The sequence below is a fragment of the Micromonospora sp. NPDC002575 genome, from assembly GCF_042889525.1.
GTDB lineage: Bacteria > Actinomycetota > Actinomycetes > Mycobacteriales > Micromonosporaceae > Micromonospora > Micromonospora carbonacea.
Window position 1 is genome coordinate 30,803 of sequence record NZ_JBIARA010000015.1, and the last position, 19,991, is coordinate 50,793.

General features: G+C 75.9%; 5 protein-coding genes. All 5 read right to left on the reverse strand.

Annotated features, from left to right (window positions below; all coding sequences use genetic code 11):
- Positions 1-17 precede the first annotated feature (17 nt).
- Genes ACFYWL_RS21745 through ACFYWL_RS21765 form a run of 5 tightly spaced genes read right to left on the reverse strand, consistent with a single transcriptional unit; the run spans position 18 to position 19,763 of the window.
- Complete coding sequence (locus tag ACFYWL_RS21745; RefSeq protein ID WP_386975413.1) at positions 18-1,937, reverse strand: hypothetical protein; 1,920 nt, start codon at positions 1,935-1,937, stop codon at positions 18-20.
- On the reverse strand, positions 1,934-6,607 hold the full coding sequence (locus ACFYWL_RS21750) for a hypothetical protein (protein WP_386975415.1): 4,674 nt from the start codon (positions 6,605-6,607) through the stop codon (positions 1,934-1,936). Before ACFYWL_RS21750 ends, ACFYWL_RS21745 begins: the two co-directional genes overlap by 4 nt.
- Positions 6,604-11,568: a hypothetical protein gene (locus tag ACFYWL_RS21755; protein ID WP_386975417.1), complete on the reverse strand. Its 4,965-nt coding sequence runs from the start codon at positions 11,566-11,568 to the stop codon at positions 6,604-6,606. The genes ACFYWL_RS21750 and ACFYWL_RS21755 overlap by 4 nt, the downstream gene beginning before the upstream one ends.
- A gap of 1 nt (position 11,569) precedes the next feature.
- The gene (locus tag ACFYWL_RS21760) at positions 11,570-15,343 is read right to left on the reverse strand and encodes a DUF6603 domain-containing protein (RefSeq protein WP_386975419.1); all 3,774 of its coding nucleotides are present in this window, start codon (positions 15,341-15,343) and stop codon (positions 11,570-11,572) included.
- Between the two features lie 55 nt (positions 15,344-15,398).
- The gene (locus ACFYWL_RS21765) at positions 15,399-19,763 is read right to left on the reverse strand and encodes a peptidoglycan-binding protein (RefSeq protein ID WP_386975421.1); all 4,365 of its coding nucleotides are present in this window, start codon (positions 19,761-19,763) and stop codon (positions 15,399-15,401) included.
- Positions 19,764-19,991 lie beyond the last annotated feature (228 nt).

The window sequence follows — 19,991 nt, forward strand, 5'->3', positions numbered from 1 at the left end:
CGCCGCGACGGCGAGGCTCATCGGGGCTCCACGGCGTCGTAGCGCAGGCCGCTGGAGACGGCGCCGCCGGTGGCGTGCCGGGAGCGACCGAGCCACAGGTGCACCGAGCCGTCCACGCCCCGGGCCAACTGCCAACGGCGAAGCACCCGGATCCCGGACCGGCCGATCTCCTCCTCGGGGACGGCCAGTTCGACCACCCCGGTGCCGCCCGGATCGGGCCGCCAGTCGAGCACCTTGCTGTGCCCGAGCACCGGCACCGGCGGCCCGTCGCGGGTCGGCTGCTGGATCGGCACCCGCCGCAGACGCACCGCGGTCGGGTCCCCGGGCATCGGGGTGGGTACGAGCGGTACCCAGTTCTCCGGCACCGTGGTGGCGAATGCGTAGGACAGCTCGGGCACGGTCACCGGGCGTCCGGTCACCGGGTCGACCGGCGGCGGATCGGGCACCGGCGGTCGGGGCGGGACGGCCGACCGGGCGACCTGCGCGCTGCGGTCGATCGCCCGGCCGGTCGCGCCGGTCACCGTACGCTCGATCGCCCAGGCCAGGTTCGCCATCTCGTCCCGGCCGAACCGGACCTCCTCGACGGGCTCGGAATCCACCGTGGTGGCTGCCGTCGCGGGCAGGACCAGCACGTCGGCGGGCCCGTCGGTGACCGCGCCGGACGGCCGGAACAACGCCCAGCCGCGCCCACCGGGGGCGGCCGGCACCAGCGTCCGGGTGCCGAACGTGTCGGTGACGATCAGCGACCGGATTCGGGTGGCCGAGCCGACCGGCAGTTCCAGCGGAACGATGAAGTGGTCGTTGGCGTAGACCAGGCCGTACTCGAGCAGGAACATCCGGGCCAGGTCGGCGGCGCCCGCCCCGATCTGGGCCAGGTTGATCCGGGAGTCCTCCATCTCCCAGAACCGGGTGGCCGGCATCCCGGCATAACCGACCGGAGTGGGCAGGGTGATCCGGACCAGTTCCTGGCTGTCCGGCTGCGCCTGCAACGTGTCACCGGGCGCGTGGTCGAAGTGGTACCAGTCCAGCCGGTCACCGTCGTACTCCCGGGCGGCGAGCACCAGCTCACCGGCCGACCCGGCGGCGGCGACGGCGAACTCGTACTCCATCCGCTCCCGCTGCCAGGCGGTGTCCTCCTGCCCGGCGGTGCTGATCAGCGGGTGGAAGTCGGCCGGCGGCCACGGTGGGCTCGCCGGGCGGGGGTCGACCCCGGGCGAGATGACCGCCGGTAGCTGCAGCAGGTATCCCCCGGGTGGGCCGGGCGGGCGGGGCGGGACCCCCAGCCAGGTCAGCCAGTTGGCGATCGCGGTGTGCACCGCGTCCGCCAGGGCCGGCGGCACCGGCACGTCGGTGTCGACGGTCCCGGCCGCGCAGGCCCGCAGCAGCAGGTCGCCGTGCGGCACCCGACCGGCGACCACCCGCAGGTAGCCGACGGTGGCCGGGTCGGCCGCCGACGGGGCGTCCGGCGGCACCGCGGGGATCCGGTAGCGGCCGGCGACCACCGACGCCAGCTCGCCGGCGCCGGCCTCGGCCAGCAGCCGCAGGAACTGCTGGCCGGTCTCCGCCGCCAGGCGCAGGTCGCCGGCGGTGGCCGCGCCCTCCCGCTCGGCCAGCGCTTCAAGCGGGATGTGGGCCGGCAGCCCGATGGTGCTGCCCGAGGCGGCACCCGGGCGATACCGGGTGAACGGGGTCACCTCGGCGTGCACCCGGGCGGCAACCGGCGAACCGGCGTCCTCTCCGGTGAACTCGCCGAGCTGCCACTGCCGGGCGAGCAGCCACAGCGGGTCGGCGGTACGCGCCTCCAGAGCCGGGCTCAGGTCGCCCCGTCGGGTACGCGGTTCCAGCCGGGTCCAGGTCGTCACCGAGGCCGACGCATCCGGCGTGACGTCCCGGGGCGCGGCCGACGCCGACTGGTGGTCCTGCCCGAGGTGGCTCATCGGTCCTCCTGCTCACCCGGAGCCGCGGGGGCCGCGTCCGGCACGAAGTCGGTGGTGGTCGCCGCCTCGGCGACGTTGGTCGGCAGGTAGAACGCGGGCAGGAACTGCCCGCCGGCACCAAGCGAGTCGAGGTCGGTGACCCGGGCGATGGCCAGGTCGAGGGCCTCCTCGACGGCCTGGGCGAGGCCCGCCGGCTGCCAGCTCGGGGTCCCGTCTGCGCTGACCGCCAGCAGCACCGCCTGGGGAGCGGCGGCGGCCGGCGCGTCGTACTCGAAGGTCAGGCCGGTCCGCGTCTGGGCGGCCGGCACCACCTCGGTCCACTCGTCGACGAGCAGACCGTGCACCGGCTGGGTGAGGTCGAGGTCGCCGAGGCTGACCAGGACCAGCGACGTCGGCTGGCTGTCGGGCTGCGGCGGGGCCTCACCCACCCACCGGTCGTCGGCCCGGTAGGGCAGTTGGGCGACCCGGACCCGCGCCGGCACCCGTACCGCCCCGCCCGCGTCGAGGGCATCGGCGTAGGTCAGCGCCTCCTGCAACCGGCCCACGCCCGGGCGGACCCGACCGTAACGGGCCAGCCAGCGTCGTACCGGGTGGGGCGAGCCGCCCTGGAGGGCGTCGCTGGCGGCCAGTGCGGTGGCCAGCGCGGCCGGGTCGGGGGCCCGGCTGGCCGACAGCACCGGCATGTCGGCGCCGAGCAGGGCCTGTACCCGCGCGACGTGCAGCTCGCGGCGGGCCTGCGGTGGCGCGCTCGGGTCGTCGAAGTCGGTCTCCGGGTCGCAGTCGCAGCCGTCCAACGGGCACGCGACGGTGCCGCGGGCCTCGGCGATCAGCCGGCAGTGCGCGGCGATCCGCCGGGCCAGCTCGTCGCCCGCGGACCGGCCGGCCTCCGCCACGGCGGCACCGCTGTCCGGTGGCGGGAACACCCCGACGACGCCGAAACCGGCGGCCGTACGCAGCGCGCTGCGGACGGCGGCCCCGCCCCCGGCCGGGTCTGCCGGGCCGCCGGTGCGACGCAGGTCGTCGGCGGTGGCGCGGGCGAGCTGCCACAGCTCGGTGGCCTCGTGCCGGGTGGTGTGGTCGACCTGCACCGGCGCGTCGGGCTCGGTGCCCAGGTCGGCGTCGAGCAGTTGCCGGCTCCGCCCGAAAAGGTCACGCAGCGCAGCGACCGCGGACAGGAACTCGGCCAGGCTGACCCGGGAGGCCGGCCAGTCGGGGTCCCGGTCGTAGTCCAGCTCCAACCGCCAGGCGGGGGTCACCCGGGACGGTGCGAAGCTGCTCCAGGCGACCAGTTCGATCCGCCGGTCCAGGTCGGTGCCGGAGGGCACGCCCGGATGCGGCGGTGCGGCGAGGTGGTCCACCGCCGCCGCCCCGAGAAAGTCCAGGGTGCCCTCGACCGGGTCGGTGACGTCGCCGCCGTCCGGTGCGTACCAGCGCATCCGCCAACACACCCGGTTGGCGGGCGGCAGCAGCGCGGCGGTCAACGCGTCGACCGCCGCGCCGATGATCCGGGGCTGCGCGGACCGGCCGGCCGGCCAGTCCACCCGCCGTTCGGCGAACCGGGCGTCGAGGTTGAACAGCAGCGCGACCCGGTGGGTGACGGTCACCCCGCTGGCCGGCGTCCGGGTGAAGTGCAGTTCCGGCGGGCTGCCGGCCGCGCCGGAGGCGACGTCCACCGCCGCGGCGGCGCGGTCCATGTCGCCCACGGCGAGCTGGTGCACGCCTTCGGCGAGCAGGGCGTCGGCGACCGCGTCGGCGTGGTCGGCCAACTCGTCCAGCACCTCGCGGACGGCGATCCGGGCGGGACCGGGCAGCTTCGCCAGCTCGCTGGCGAGCGCGCCGGCCCGGTGCAGCCGGTGCAGCTCCAGCCCGTCCGCGACGGCGGCGGACGCGACGGTGTCCACGATGTTCGGCGGTCCGCCGTCCTCGGCCGGGTCGACCCGGTGAGCGCGTACCGGGGCCAGCCGCCGGAACAGCGGGAGGTACTGGTCGAGCGGGCCGTCCGGATGGTCGTGCAGGCCGCGCTCGAATCGGTAGCCGAGCAGCTCGCCCAGGGCCTGCCCGTCGCGCATGCCGGCGAGGAGCTGCCCGGCCAGCCGGACCCGGCGCGAGGAGAGGTCGACCGCGACCGGATTGTCGTCGCCGCCGCCGTGCGAGCGCCACGCGCTGCGCAGCACGGCGGCGGTGGCCGCCTGCGCCGGGGACGGGGCGTGCACGTGACCCGCGCCGGCCGGGGCCGCCACCAGTTTCGCCGGCACCGTGGCGTCCAGCACGTGCCCGGGCCGGTCGACCAGGGTGGGCGGCGGCGCCGGGTGCAGGTCGGTGAGCCAGCCGTACGCGCCGATGTGCAGCCCGTCGGGCGTCCCGGCCGGACGGGTGGCGGGCAGCCGGTCCAGCCGGGTGGTGGCCAGGGAGGTCACCCAGGCGTCCAGCCGGTGAGCGGCGAGCCCGAGCGTGCCGGCGACGTACCGGTCCAGGTCGTCCGGCGCGAGGGTGGCCGCGTTCAGCCCGGTCGCCAGCCCCTCCAGTGCGCCGCGCAGCTCGCGTAGGTCGGCGGTGGCCGCCCGGTGCCGGTCGTCGTTGTTCCCGGCCGCGGCGGCCAGGTACTCGCCCACGCTCCGGCCGCCGGTGCCGGGCACGGTGACCGCCAGCCGCCGGCGCAGCGTCGGCGTGACCTCGCCCGGTCGGACGTCGACCAGTTCCGGTTCGGGGATCTCGGCGGCGGCCGGCAGCCCGGCGTCCTGCGCGAGCAGGTCGGCGGCGGCCGAATGTTCGGCGATCAGCGCTGCCCGCAGCAGCCGGTAGAACAGCGGCACCGGCCCGTCGGTGGCGGGCGCGACGGGAATCTGGTCGCCGCGCAGGCCCACTGCGGTGAGCGCGTCGAGGTAGGCCCTGATCCGGTCGGCCCGGGCCGGGCCGGGTGCGGCCACCAGCGGGGTGCCCAGCGCGAAGGCCCCCTCGGCGAAAACCGCCAGCGACAGCCGGGGATCGACCGGGCCACCCAGGCCGAGCGCGGCCAGCAGCGCCCGGCCGGGTTCGACGACCTGCTGCCGCCAGTGCGGGCCGAGTTCGAGCCGGGCGAACCGCCACAGCCAGCTCACGTAGTCGTTGCCGAGCATGCTGCGGGCCCGGACCTCCAGCACCCGGGCGTCGGTGGCCAGGATCTCCACCATGGTCTGCTCGGGATCGGGCAGCCCGGGCCGGATCCGGGGGGCCGGGGCGGCCAGCCAGACCCGCTGCCAGAGCTCGCGCAGCACGGGGACCGCCCGCGCTTCGGCGGGCCCGGCCGGCTGCCAGCGGCGCAGCGCCGCGACTGGCAGCAGCCCGTAGGGCTGCGCGCCGATGCGCAGGGTGGGCAGCGGCCCCTCCGGGTGCAGGTGCTCGACGAAGTGGTCGCGTAGCCGCCGCTGCTCGTCCGGGGTGGCCACCGGCAGCAGGTGCCGCAGCATGCTGCCGGGTCCGGCCGGCCAGAGGGCCCGCCGGACCAGGCGGGCCATCCGCCGTTCGTCCCGGTCGGCCGCGGCGGCACGGGCCAGCGCGGTCGGCGCGTCGGCCCGCACCGGCCGACGGCGGACGGCCGTCAGATCGTCGGCCGGCGGCGCGGTCGAGGACGACCCGGCCGGTGCGGCGCGCAGCGGTACGGCCAGGGCCCGGCTGGCCAGGGCGGCGGCGTTCTCGTCCGGCGCGCCGGTGCCGGGTGCCGCGTCGGTGCCGGTGACCCGGGCGACCGGGGCACGCTCGGTCACGGTGACCGTCTCGGTGTTGTTGGTCGGGGTGCCCGGCGGCAGGAAGGCCAGCCCGTCGGTGGCGGCGTGGGCCTCCAGCAGCCGGCCGAGCTGCGCGGCGGAGACGTCCGGCGCGGTGTCGGTGTCGACGCCGAAGACCAGCAGGCGGTCCACCGGTTGGGGCCGGCCGGCGCTGTCGGTGGGCACGTCGACGGCGAAGGCCATTCCGGCGGCCACCGCGGCCGGGTAGTCGACCATCCAGCGCATGCCCTCGTCGACCGGGGGCGCCCCGGGGCTACCCGCCCCGACCGGGCTCACCGGGTCGGCGGGCAGCACCGGGGTCGGTCCGGCGGCCAGGTCGCGGGTCACCGGTGAGGAGATGCCGGTGAACAGCGTGTTGCTGGTGGTCCGGCCCACCGCGTACCAGCGGGTGGGCAGCAGTCGGACCCGGGCCGGTTCGCACCACGGCGCCGGGCGACGCAGCGGGTCGGGCAGGTCGCCGGTCGCCGGGTCGGGCTCCATCACCCGGGCGATCCAGCCGGCCCGCGTCTCCCCGAACCGCCGGACCAGCTCGGTCCATGCCTCCGTACCCGGTCCGGCCGGCAGCGGGTCGCCGGCCGGTGCGGCGCCGTCGGCCAGGGTGGTGCCGTCGGCGGTCGGGCCCTGCCAGTACGCCTCGCCGGCCGCCACCTCGTCGTCGGTGAGCCGGGGCTCGTGGCTGTCGATGTGGATCTGGTCGGGATAGACCCGGATCCGCAGGGAGGCACCGTCGAACCGGGTCTCCAGCCGGACCGGCAGCAGCGCCAGCGGGTACCCGGTGGACAGCGTCCACGGGGTGCCGCTGAGCGCGTCGGACAGCGGCGTCGGGGTGGCCGGCGGCGTCGCCGGCGACGGCCGGGTGGCCCGCGGGACGGAGGTGGCACCGGCGGGGCGGGGGGTGACGGTCATGGTTGGGTCTCCGGCGTGAGCAGCAGGTCGCTGGCGTGGCGGGCGAGCATGACGGGCCGTTGCAGCGCCACCCGGGCCATGTCGGCGGCGTTGCGGCCGAACACCGCGCCGTCCACCGGCGTGGCCGGGAAGCCCGGCGCGTACGGGGAGAGGAATCGGGCCCCGGCGGGCAGGTCTCCCCAGTGCAGGTCGTCCCAGTGCTGGCCAGCCCAGACCGGGGTGTCCTGCGGTGCCGACGCCGGCCGGGCGTCCGGCTCGGTGTCCAGACCGAACCGGGGCGCGGTGGGCTGCTCCCGCAGGACGAAGAAGTAGCCGGGATCGCCGTGCGCCTGGTCGGTCGCGCCACGGGCCTGTTCGGCGGTGAACGGGAAACCGAACAGCAGCAGGTCCGGGGAGAGCCAGGCGTTGAAGATCGGTGGCAGGTCCACCCCGGTCGGCTCCCGCCGCTGCGGCCCGGTCCAGCGGGCCCGCCGCATGGTGACCACGGTGGACGGGAACCGGCGCAGCACCTCACCCCGGATGACCAGGACCAGGGACTGCTCCTCGGCGGCGCCGACCGCGGTCAGGTGGCTGCCGAGCGGGCCGGTGCGCCAGGCATCGTCGGTCAGCGGTGGAATGTCGGTCAGCGGCCCGCCGGCCGACACCGCGCCGCGGACGTCCCAGAACTGCCGGAACCAGGTCTGCCGGGGATCGGCGGGGAAACCCCGCCACAGCATCTCCCGGCTCATCTCGTGATTGAGCCCGACCAGGAACGCCTCGATGAACCGGGGATTGGCGGCCAGCGCGGTCATCGTCTCCGGGGCCACCGCCGGCAGGTTCGGCACCACGTACTCCTGGGACAGCCCGCGCAGCAGCTCGTAGCTGGGCGTGTCGAACGTGATCCCGGCCAGCAGTCGGCGCAGCGGGTCACCGGTCCGGGGCAGCACGTCGACCAGGAGGTCACCGGCGACGGTCAGCCCGCCCAGCACCTCACCGGCGACCGCGGTCTCCGGGCGTACCGTGGCGCGCACCGCGCCCGCCGCCGGGCCGAGCTGCACCAGCGACGGCTTCGGGTCCCTGGCCCAACTCTGGGCCGGGGCCAGCCGGTCCTGGTGGTTCGCGGCGGCGGCCATGAACCGGTCGCCCATCGTGCTCCGGGCCGCCACCAGGTCGGCGCGCAGGTCGCCCACGAACAGGCTGCAACCGCGTCCGGACGTCGCATCCGCCGCGCCGGGGATGTCCTGCGGCGGGCTCCAGATCACCGGCACGCCGTCGGGATCCAGGTCGAAGCCGACCCGGGTGGTGAGCACCCCGGCCCGGGAGCGGTGGGCCACCACCAGGTCGGGACGCCGGGTGCCACTGACGTCGACGACCGCCACCCCCGCCGCGCCGGCGGCGGCCACCGCCGCCTCGCCGTCGACCGGCAGCGGGCCGGTCCACCCGGGGTCGGCGATCCGGCCGCGCCGGTTGATGCCCCGGCCGGTGAAGTACCGGGCCGCCGGCAGCCCGGTGGCGTCCGTGCCGGCCACGAAGACCAACAGGTCCGGCACCTGGTCGCCGGTCATGTCGACCACGTCGACGCTGACCGAGCGGATCGCCGCGAAGGTGTACGGGGTGGGCAGCGAGTCGGTCCAGCCCCGGGTGACCCGGCCGGCGGCATCCAGCCCCCAACCGACCCGGTAGTACACCCGGCTGGTGGCCCGTGCCGGGTCGGTGCCGTTGACGGCGTACCCGATGACGAGCTCGGGTGACCCGTCTCCGTCCAGGTCGGCGACGGTGACGTCGACCGCGTCGGCGCGCCCGCCGACCGGGTCGGGCAGTTCGTACGGGCCGGCCCAGCCGCCGGCGGCGCTGCCGTTGGCGTCGATCCCGCTGCCCACCCAGTAGGCCAGCCGCCGGGCGCCGGGCGCGTTGCCGGCCAGCACCGCCACTGCGATCAGGTGCGACGCTTCGCTGCCGGGCAGCGTGGCGGCGGTGATCGAGGTGGCCGATGCGGTCACGCCGGTGAACGGTCCGGCCACGGGCGCGGTGAGCGTGTCGTCCCGCAGCAGGCCCGCCTCGTCCAGGTGGTGGACGGCCTGCGAACGGATCCGGCTGCCGGGCCCCTCGTCGACCGTGTACGACACCAGCAGGGAGGAGAGCAGGCCGAGCCGGGGCGCGAACCGGACGTGCGCCGGAGCCGGGGCGGTGTCCGGGCCGGCGCCCCGCGGATCGGCCGGAGTGCCGTGGTCGACCCACCCGACGGTCCGGTCGTTCCAGGTGTACGCGGCCAGCCGCCCGTCGGCGGTCCGGACGAAGATCTCGCCGTCGCGTTCGTCGCCGACGACCGGACCGGGTCGGTGCGCGGCGATCCCGTTGGCCGGTCGGCCGATCTCCTCCCAGTTCCAGGAGTAGACCCCGGTCTCGTCGTTGCGCCACTGGTAGCGGCCGTACAGCCGCAGGTCGGCCGGGTCGCTGTCGGGGTGGGCCAGGACGAGCAGCTCCGGCTCCTCGTCATGGCCGCTGGTCACGGTCTGCTGGCCGAGCGAGACGATCCGCAGGTTCTGCGCCAGCGGAGGGCGGAAGGACACCCGGCCGTGGTTGACGATCCCGCCCCAGCCAGGAACCCGGGTGACCAGCTCACCGCTCGGGGTGAGGTAGCCGAAACCGTCGGCCCGGGGGTGGCTGAAGGTGTGGTAGGCCGCCGGGGAACCCCAGATCGGCGGTGGCTGGCCGGGACCGTCGGCGACCAGGCTCCACTGGCCGTCGTGAACGAAGAGCCGCTGGGCGGAGGTGGCCACGAACACGCCGGCCGGGGTCGGGCGCGGCGAACCCCACAACCGCTCGCCGGTGGCGAGCTGCGGGCGGCCGAGCGACACCCAGGTGCGGGCCGCGGTGGCGAAGCGGTACAGGTCGCCGCCCGGGGCGAGCATGAAGATGTCGGTGCCGCGGGCGGTGGGCCGGCTGGCGGTTCCGCCGGGTGGGCTGCCGCAGTCCGTCCACACCCACCGGTCGCCGTCGTAGCGTCGCTCGTAGAGCCGGCTGTTGCGGGTCCGCACGTACACCCGGTCGGGGGCGACGGTGGCGCCGGAGGTCACGACCTGGGTGCCGGCCGGGGCGCCGTGGTCCCGCCAGGTCCAGGCCCCGTCGAGGCGGCGTCGTTCGAACAGCCGGCCGTCGGCGGCGGCCACGAAGAACCGGTCCGGGCCGAGCAGGTCGCCACCGTTGCTGGCCAGCGTGGTGACCGGATCGTCCGCGGCAGCTCGCGCCACGGACGCCGGGGCCAGGGTGGCGGCTGGATGCCACCACGGGTCGGCCGCTTCGAGGACCTCCCGGGTCAGCCGGGCTATGCCCTGCTCCTGCGGGACCAGGTCGTCGAAGACGACGCCGCCGGCCGGGATCTGGGCCGGCGGCACCGGGCTCACGCCGCCGGCCAGCCGCAGCAGCGCCGCCGGTGCCGGCGCGGCGGGGCGCAGCCGGCGGGCGAGGGGGCCGCGCGGACGGGCCAACCGGCGGAACGGTGCGCTGGTCGCCGCCCGGGCGCCGGCGTTGCCGTCGAGCAGTTCGTCCAGCGACTCGGCAGGGGCGACGCCGGCGCTGGCCAGCCCGGACGGGGCCGGGGCGGGGACCAGGTCGTGCACCGGACGGGCCAGCGCGACGAGTTGGTCGTCGCCGAGGGCGGTACCCGGTGCGGCGGGGTCGACCCGCTTGGCGAACAGGGCGGTGGCGCTGTCCCGGGCGGCCTGCCCACGGCGCAACTGCTCGTTGACCTCGACCAGTTCGGCGGCCCGCTGCCAGGCGGCGGCGGCCAGGTCCTCCTGGTGTTTCTGGATGACCTGGGTGCCCAGCGCCGCCGCTGCCCGGTAGCGCGGGTCGAGGTTCAGCCCGGCCAGCCAGCGCGGCTCGCTGCCGGGTGGTGGCACCTGCCCCTGCTGGCGGTGGATCTCGCCGTACAGCGGCGGGGTGAGCCAGTCCTCGACGTGGGCGAGCAGCTCGGCCATCCGGGCCTGCCAGGGGCCGGCGGCGGCCGGCTGCCAGACGGTGGGGGTCATGCTGGGCGAGGCGAGCGCACCCTCGAAGGCCAGCACGGAGCGGCCCTCGATGCCTGCGGGTTCGATGTCGGGCAGCCCGCCGCCGGCGGCGGCGATGTCCACCGGCTGCCGGCCGACGTCCGCCGGCAGGGCCCGGCCGCGCAGCCGCCGGGTCAGCGACTCGAAGTCGCCGTCCGGGCCCGTGCGGAAGGTCCAGTGGTGGTAGACCGGCAGCACGATCGGGGCCTGCGGGTCGGCCGCCGGGGAGCCGGCGCCCCAGGCCGGCGCCAGCGGACCGGCGTCGGCCGGCAGGCTCAGCCCGGCACGCACGCCGGCGTCGAAGGCCGGCACGACGGCGGCCAGGTAGTCGGTGTCCGGGGCCAGCCGCCGGGGGCAGATCAGCCGGGACAGGGTGCGCTGCGGCGCGTCGGCGATGGTGTCCGCGACGTTCTCGTCCTCGGCGAGGACCAGCACCTGGGCGTGCGCCCAGGCCCAGGACTCGGCAAGGTCGGGAAGCTGCCCGACGGTGGTGCCGAGTCGGGCCAGCGGCTGCCCCGCCGGGGTGTCCAGCCGGCCCTGCGGGCCCGCCGGGACGACGACGAGCACCAGCCAGGGACGCAGCCGGCCCTGCGGGTCGGGCTTCGCCGGGGTGTACAGCCAGGGCAGGTCGGGCCGGTCGAACTCGACCGCCGCGAACAGGGTCACGTCGACGTTGTCCGCGCCCGCCGCCGGGTGGCTGCGAATGATCTGCTGACCGTCCAGGCCGATCACGTCACCCGGGCCGTGCAGCAACGCGGTGGTGGTGCCGACGACGTCCACCGGCTCGACCCCGGCGGGGCCCGTGCCGTGCGCGGTCACCGAGAGCGCCACCTCGGAGCGGGCGTGCGGCAGCGCCCCGCCGAGCGGGTCGGGTTCGGAGACGAGTCGGGCGACGCCGTCGCGTACCCAGGGCAGGAAGCGGAGGCCACCCATGTCAGGACACCTTCTCGGGTTCGGCTGGGACGATGGTCGGGTTGGGCACGCGGACGCTGGCCCGGCGGAACAGCCGGCCGCGGTCTCCCCCGGGCGCCACCTCGGCGGCCTGCGTCGCGGTCGGCAGGGCGGTCACCGGCGGGCTCACCCGGGCCGGTCGGGCCCGCCGGCTGGTGGGGTACGGCGTCCCCCGGCCGGGCAGCCAGGACGGCCCGGCGTCGCGCAGGCCGAGGCCGGCACCGGTGAACCGGGCCGCTCCGGTGGTCCGGCTGCGGGCGTTGGCAGCCGGGCCGGTGGCGGCGAACTGGGCGAGCAGCCCGCCCGGTCCCGCGCCGGTCACCGAGCGGGTGGCCGACGCCGCCGGCATCTCCCGGCCGCCGTCCTCCGGGTCGTCGATGATCACCCGGTCGTAGGCGTCGTCGGCGTCGAGCCCGACGAAGACGGTGACGCCCCCCGCCGGCAGGGCGGTGCCGTCCGGCAGGGCCACCTCCCGGCCGGCCTCCAGCCGCTCGAAGCCCGGGGTGAGCACCCGCTGCTCGGGGGTCAGGTCGCGGAACTGGCCGGGGGCGAAGTCGTCGAGGATCGGCGCGCCGAGGCTGCCGCGTACCGTGTCGTCGCCGGTGCCGGCACTGACGTCGGTCAGGGTGAACCGGTGCGGACCGCGAATGCGGGAGGTGCCGATCCGGTCCAGCTCGACGCCGAGGGGCAGGACGTTCTGGCGTACGCCGAGGGTGGCCCCCGGAGAGAGCAGCAGCGCTCCCCCGGCCTCCTCGACCGCCCGCAGAGCCACCGGTTCCGTGCCGGCGCCGGCGCTGCGGATCTCCCAGGCGTTCGGGCCGGACAGTGCCGCGCCCAGCAGCGCCGCGGCGTCCACGTAGCTGGGTTCCAGCGCGTCGGCCCGCTTGCCGTCGGTCCAGTCGAGTTTGGCCGACACCTCCCACCACAGGAACTTGATGCGCGCCTCGCCCCAGGCCCGCCACGGGCCCGGGCCGCTCACCCCGAGGACGAGTCGGACCACCAGCAGCTCGGAACCGTCGTAGGTCACGGCGACGTACGCGCCGATCTCGGCGGTGAACCAGAACGGCGTGAACTGGAACAGCACGTCCAGCCAGGCCCGGCCGTCGACGGCCAGGGCGCCCGCCTCGAAGCGCAGCACCAGTTCGGCCCCGAACTGGGCGGTGTTGCTGGTGATCGCCAGGTAGGCGTTGAGCTTCAGACCCTTGCCGGACTTCTGGAGCGCGATCTCGAACCGCTTGACCGGCGGGAAGCCGGCCGGCGGGCAGAACCTCGGGTGGAACCCGCCGATCGACATGGCGAACGACGACGACCGGCCCCACCCGGCCCGGACCATGAACTCGCCGGCGACCGGCCGGCCGAACAGGTGGGAGCCGATCAGGGCCCCGTCGAGGCTGATCTCCTTGCGGGCGACGTCGATGATGCCGGCCGAGTCCAGCCGGAGCCGGCCGGCCGACTTGAAGTCGATGACCAGCTTGCCGAGCAGCAGCACCCGGACCGGGTCGGGGAACTCGACCAGCACGGCGAGGTCCGCGACGACCTGGCCGGCGAGGAAGTTCAGCCGGACCATCGCGCCGAGCACGGTGCCGGTGGGGTCGACCGGGAAGATCCGGCTGAGGGTGGCGATCACCGCCGGCGCCCGGCCCACGACGTCCTCGGGGAACAGCAGCGAGTCCAGGGTCCCGGCGCGGGCGGCGTTGCGGACCTCCTCGGGGTCGCTGCGCCGGTTGTGTCCGACCACCAGCCCCAGACCGGTGATCGAGATGCCCCAGAACAGCATCAGCCCCGGGTACCACTGGAAGGTGCCGACGACCAGCATCGAAAACGTGTGGTCGCCGTCGGCCTCGACCAGTCGGCTGCCGTCGGGGTTGCGGGTGTTGAGGATCGCGGTGGCCTGGAGCAGGAAGCCCCGCATCGGCGACACGCCGTCCTTGGTGGCGATGCCCAACTGGAGGGCGCCGGCGTACATGCCGCGGGGCTCGTCGACGAACAGGTAGCCGCCGCCGTTGACGATGCCGTTGTCGATCCGCAGCCCCACCCCGTCCGGGGCCTTGAACCGGGGCACCAGGTCGGCTCGGCCGAGGTTGCCGGTGCCGGCCGGCAACGCGGGCGGGAAGGTCAGGTCGGCGCGGATCCCGATGTTCTCCACCACCGCGTGCAACGGACCGAGCTCGGCCCGCACCGTGGTGGTGACGGTCAGGCCGACGCTGGCGGTGGACGTGCTGGCGGCGAGCGCGATCCGCAGCCCCTCCAGATGGATGCCGCGCAGCGAGAGGTGCATCGGATAGTCGGCGGTCAGCGCGGCGGCCCCGGACAGGTGCAGGCCGGTCCGCAGCGACCAGCCCAGGCCGAGGTCGAAACCGAACCGCAGACCGTCGGACGGCAGCAGCCGGGCCAGCAGCCCGTCACCGTCGCCGGCCTTGACGACAAGTTCGGCACGGCCGGCGGCGAGCATCAGCTCGATGTCGTCGCGGCCGGCGCCCAGCGTCGCCCGGCCGCGCAGCACGAGCTGCCCGACGGACAGGTGGGTGCCGTCGGGTGCGCCGATCACCCAGCCGGGCTCGTCCTTCGGCGTGATCCGGGCGATCTCGGCGGCGAACCGCACCGCCGGGCCGCCCCCGGCGACGGTCACCCCGGCCGAGTTGATCGCGATGGCCGGTCCCGCGCCGGCCAGGTCGGTGGCGATGTTCCAGCGGCCGAGCGCGCCTTCGAGGTGCACCTCGCCGGTGGGGGCGACGATCCCGGTGAGCAGGCCGTCCCAGCAGGCCAGAGCGAGGGTGACGCCGAGGTGGAGCTGGGCGTCCGGGTCGGCGGCGGCCAGTGACCCCGGTCCCGGCGGGCCGAGCGGCGCGACCGGCTCCCCGCTGGGCGACGCGGCCGGTTCTCCACCGTGCAGCGCCACCGGCTCCCCGCTGGGCGACGCGGCCGGTTCTCCACCGTGCAGCGCCACCGGCTCCCCGCCGGGCGGCCCGGCGACGGCGAACCGGAGCCGGAGCAGGCCGTCGGCCAGCCGCTGCCCGACCTCGCCCTGGTCCGGGCCGATGCCCGGCCGGACCCCGTGCGCGGCGTCCATCCCGAACGCGCGCAGCGTCGCCGCGAGTCGGGGCAGCAGCCGCGCGGCCAGCGCCTCGACGGCCTCGGGCGTGCCCCAGCCGGCCGGCGCGTACAACCCTTTGAGGTAACCGCCGGGATCGGAGACCAACTCGACGAGCCGCTCCAGGTGCAGTTCGTCGCGGTGGCGAGGCAACCGGATCGGCGCGTCGCCGGCCGGCATCGGCGGGCTCGGCGGCAGCTCGACGCCGGGGGTGACCAGGCCGAGCAGGGTCAGCAGCGGCACCGTCCAGGGTGCCCGGCGCAGCAGGTAGGTGAGGATGAGGTGGTCGACGAGGTCGTCGGCCAGCGCCTCGGGCAGGCCGGCCAACGGTGGTAGCTTCCCGCGCACCGCCGGGGGCAGCGTGCCGACCTGCCCGAACGCGGTGCCCGCCGCCGTGCCGATCTTCTTGAGCTCGGCCAGCGAGTCCGGCAGGCCATCGGTGATCGCGGCGTCCAGCGTGTCGATCGCCACCGCGACGGTGCCGACCCACTGCTCGAACGCGCGCGCGTCGACCCCGCTGATCGCCTCCAGGTCCCAGCCCAGCGCCCGCATCAGCCGGGCCCGCCGCCACGGGTCGGCCGAGCCGAGCACCGGTTCGGCAAGCATGCGGAGTTCGCCCCAGAGCAGGGCGAGGACGTTCCGGTTCCGCTCCACGTCGTCGCTCATGCGGCCGGGTCTCCTTCACTGCGGTGGTGGTCGTCGCGTCGGGTGGGGCGGGGGCTCATCCGGTCACCCGGAACAGGTCGCCGGTGTCCAGCCGCAGCGAGCCGCGCTGCGGCGACAGCGTCCGGTCCGCCGTTGGGAGCACGGCCACCGGAAGCTGGTAGCCGGTGCCGCCCGGCCAGGTCGGCCAGGCACGCACCGCGGCCAGCGCGGCGGGCAGTTCGGCGTCGGCGGTGGCCCCGGCGACCTGGCCGATCGCGGTGATCAGGGCGGTCTCGTGGGTGTCGGTCCAGCCGGTGGGCGGGCCGGTGAAGTCCGGTCCGAGGGTCCGCGCCACGGTCAGCACGGTCCGCAGTTCGGTGCCGGCGCGGGGCACGGTCCGCTGCTCGGGCGGCTCGCCGGCCACCGGCGGTCCGAGGGCGACCAGGTCGTGGGCGCGGTACGTCTGCCAGCAGCCGAGCAGGGCCACCGCCCGTTCCGAGGTGAACAGGTCACCGATGCGGACCCGGCGGGGCTTGCCGTCCGGGCCGGGCACGTCCGGCACCGTCACCGGGTCCGCGCCGGGCGGGTCCCACGAGGTGCTGAGCAGGTCGTGCAGGCCCTGGCGGGCGAAGCGCCAGATGCCGTGCCGGACGCCGGGTCGGGTGCGCAGGCCGATGGTGAAGCGGTGCACCCAGTGCCAGCCGCGCAGGTCGAGCAGTTCGAGGACGTACTCGATCGGCGCGCCCGCGCCACCGGTGTGGTCGCTCAACGCCGGCCGGGCCCGGCTGACCCGCAGCTCGGGGTAGAGCAGGGCACCCCCGTCGACTCCCCAGCCGGGCGTCCCGGACAGCCCGGCCAGCCCGCCCATCGCCTCGTACGCGTCGCGGTCGGTGGCGCGCAGCGCGGCCAGCCAGGCCCAGAGCTGGCCGGGTTGGGTACGCCAGTCCGCCCGGGGCGGCAGGGTCACCGGTGCGCTGCGGGGCCCGTCGGCGGGCCAGCCGAACGGGCCGATCCGCAGCACCCCCGCGTCGGTGCCGTCCAGCACGTCGAACCAGCCGCCGGTGGAGCCGGGTCGGGTGTTCTCGGCGACCGCCCGCAGCACCTTGAAGGTGGACAGCCGGCGGCGGGCCGGGTCGGCCACCGCGGGGTCGCCGCTGCCGGCGGCGGCGGCCAGCGCGGCCAGCGACGGTGCGCCGGCCTCCCCGTCCCTCGGCGGGATCAGCGCCTCGGGGAGCAGTTCGAGCGTCGGTTCGACCAGCGGGCCGGCCCACTGCGGCTCGGCGGGGCGGCTGCTCCAGCGACCCAGCGGGATCAGCTCGGGGTGGTTGGCCGGCGCCGGGCCGGCGTCGGGCGGACGGCCGGTCACCACCCGTGAGTAGAGCCGCTGGTCGGCCGGGTGGGGGGTGTCGGCGTACCAGACGTTGCCGGTGGCGAGCTGTTGCGGGCTGCCGCCGGCGACCTGCCACGCCTCCACCACCACCGGGCAGCGCCAGCGCTTGTCCAGCCAGTGCCGGATGGCGAGCTGGGTGGCCAGGTCGGCGATGCCGCTGACCGGTCCGAGGTAGCGCTCGGCCTCCGGCACGTCGACCGCCGCCAACCGGTCGGAGTACCGGGTGGCGGTCGCCTCGGCGGGTTCGTGGGCGACCCGCTCCGCGCGGGCGTACGTCTGGAACTCGCGCACCGCCCAGTAGGTCGTCGAGTCGAACTCGCCCGGAACGCGCGCCGGCCCGAACCCCAGCGTGGCCAGGTCGGCCTGGAGCCGGGTCACCCAGCGGTCGGTGACCAGGGTCGCCGGCCGGTCGACGCCGTCGTAGTGCGCCTTGCCGCCGGAGCGGGCGTCGTGGTCGTCGGGGCGCAGCACGTAGCCGTACGGTGGGTCGGCCAGCAGCGAGCAGCCGTACGACAGGTCGATGGTGTAGCTGGTCAGCGGAGCGGCCTCGGTCTCGGACGGCAGGTGCCACCAGAGGCGCTGGGTGGCCCGCTTGCACTCGCCGGCCGGCCAGTCGAAGGTGATCTCGCCGAGGTTGTTGTGCCCGACGATCTCCTTGCCGCCGCTCCAGATGTCGAGATGCCCGTCGAGGTTGCGGGCGGCGACCGGGTACTGCGCCAGCGCCTGCTCGCGGGACAGCCCGGCCGGGTCGAGCACGGTCTCCGGGGTGCCGCCCCGGCGGCCCGTCAGGTCGGCCTCGTCGTGGTGGGCGAACTGCACCTGGATGCTCCACTCCGGCGGCCGGCTGAGCAGCTTGAGCCGGTCGTAGTCGCTGACCGCGGGCCGGCCGGAGACCCACCACCCGGACACGGCGTCGGCGGCCACGCTGACCTGGACCCCGGCCTGGAAGCGGCGGCCCTCCTGCCGCTCGTCCTCGTTGGCCCAGCCGACCAGGTCGATGCGGCCGAGGCTGTCCAGCAGCGGCGCGTACCCGACGTGGTGCAGCAGCCGGGTCAGGGCCACCTCGTTGCGCAGGGCGCTGGAGACGAACCCGGCGATCACCCCCTCGGTGCGGTTGACCCCCTGGAAGGGGTGGGCCCGGTCGGGGCCGCTGGCGTACGGCAGCGTCGCGGAGTAGCGGATCCGCTCGGCCGAGCCGAAGTGGATGTCGCCGCCGAGCATGACGATCCGGCGGCGGCGGACGCCGTCCGGGCCGGGTGGCGCGGCGGAGAGCAGCCGGCCGAGGAACTTGTGGGTGGCCGCGTCGCTGGTGATCCAGGCGTCCTCGGCGTCGGCCTCGTACCGGCCGGCGATGGCCCGCATGGCCGGCTGGGCGAACTGTTCGAGCAGGGGCATGCCGAACACGGCGACCGGCTGCGCCAGCACGGTGACCGCCTCGTCGTCCAGCACGCCGCCGCCGCTGATCATCTCGTCGAGCGGGTGGTCGGCGAGCAGCAGCCCGCCGGGGCGCCCGGCACCGGCCGGGTACTCCCGCCAGGTGCGGGTGTCCAGGGCGACGAGCTGGTAGCGCGGCCAGGTGACGGTGAAGTGGTAGCTGAGGGCGCCGGCGGGGCGGACCGGCCGGCCGTCGGCGCCGATCGCGGTGGGCAGGCCGAGGCGGTCGCGCAGCAGCTGGTCGTCCGCCGCCGTCGGGACGGCCAGCCAGCGGCTCAGCACGGTCAGCAGGTCCCGGCCCGGCTCGCCGGCCGCGCCCTCTCCGCCGAACCGGTCGGGGGTGTTGCCCCAGGCCTGGAAGACCGCGTACGCCGCCATCGCGTTGCGCACGACGCGCCGGCCCAGCTCGGAGCCGATCACCGCATCGGTGACGAACTCCCGGGTCATGTTCCAGTCGTCGGTGACCTCGTGGTCGTCGGCGATCATGTAGGTGGCGACGTTGGCCAGCGACCGACGTACGGCGACCAGCCCGCGCTGGAAGTTCTTCAACCGGATCGCCTGCTCCTGCCACCGCCGGAAGCGATGGATGATCTCCTGCTGCTGGCTGCTGGCGTCGTAGGCGCGACCGGTCAGCAGCCGGTCGTAGACGGTGTCGCCGGGCTGACGGCCCTGCGGGTCACGCAGGATCCGGGTGTCCTCCGGGAAGACGTGCTCGAATCGCGGGTAGGTCGCCGGCCAGAGCTGGTCCGACCACACGAGCAGGTACATGCAGGCGTACTCGCGCAGCGACATCAGATGGCTGGCGGCCTCGCCCGAGGTGAACTTGGCGTCCCGGGACAGGGTGACGGACCGCTTGCCCGGTTTGAACCGCCAGTCGGCGGGCGGATCGGCCGAGCCGTCGGGGAGCAGTTCCGGCGGCAGGTCCAGGGTGGCCCCGATGCCGGGCAGCGCCGGGACGGCCGGCTGTCCGTCCCCGGCGGGCACCGCGGCGTGCCCGTGCACCATCGCCAGCAGCACGTCGGCGACGTCGTCGGCGTAGATCTGGTCACCGCCGAGCACGAGCTGGTGCGGGCGTACCGTCGGGTCGCCGCCGGCCGCCGCGATGATCGGGTCCAGGACGGCCAGCGCGTCGTGGCCCTCGCCGTGCGGCTTGCGGCACGACCCGTGGAGGATCCGGAGCTTCCCCGGGTCCGCCGGTGGCGTGACGAAGCTGGGGAATCCGGGTGCGCCGCCCGTCGCCCGGGGGTCACCGGCGTAGCTGAGCAGCGACCGGGCGGTGGTCTCGTCGGCGGCCACCGCCCCGGCGGCCAGCAGGCTCGACCAGTTGCCGATGGACTCCGGGAAGGCCAGGTCGTAGCCGTAGAGCCGGCCCTGCTGCAGGCCGCCGACGGCCCGGACGGTGGCCACGTACAGGTTGCCGCCGAGCCGGATCGCTTCCCGGCTGCCCGTGGCCACCGTGGCGCCCCGGGCATAGGTCGGGCCGGGCCCCACCTCGAACACGGTGAGGTCGACGGTGCAGGCGGATCGGACCGCGACGAAGACCGCCACGCTGCCCGGATCGACCCGGCGCACGATCGGCCCACAGACAACGTGGGGTGGTCCGCCCGGAGCGTCCATCGTCGAGGTTCCTTTCGCAAATCCACGAGCCGGATTCAGCCGCAGGTCGGCGCGCCACCGTGCCCGGCAGGCGGGAACTCGGCTGCTGCCGCTGGATCACGGCACGGGAACGCCGCCACGGTGAGGCGGCCGCTGCGGTAGCGGCGAACGGCAGTCTGTCTGGTGGTCAAACCCGTCCACCAGGGACCGGTGTCCCGGGTGGACGGGACACCCGCCGGTCGGCCGTAC

Excerpts from the sequence above, each read along its gene's own strand:
- ACFYWL_RS21745 (WP_386975413.1), bottom strand. The coding sequence starts at position 1,937 with ATGAGCCACCTCGGGCAGGACCACCAGTCGGCGTCGGCCGCGCCCCGG.
- ACFYWL_RS21750 (WP_386975415.1), bottom strand. The coding sequence starts at position 6,607 with ATGACCGTCACCCCCCGCCCCGCCGGTGCCACCTCCGTCCCGCGGGCC.
- ACFYWL_RS21755 (WP_386975417.1), bottom strand. The coding sequence starts at position 11,568 with ATGGGTGGCCTCCGCTTCCTGCCCTGGGTACGCGACGGCGTCGCCCGA.
- ACFYWL_RS21760 (WP_386975419.1), bottom strand. The coding sequence starts at position 15,343 with ATGAGCGACGACGTGGAGCGGAACCGGAACGTCCTCGCCCTGCTCTGG.
- ACFYWL_RS21765 (WP_386975421.1), bottom strand. The coding sequence starts at position 19,763 with ATGGACGCTCCGGGCGGACCACCCCACGTTGTCTGTGGGCCGATCGTG.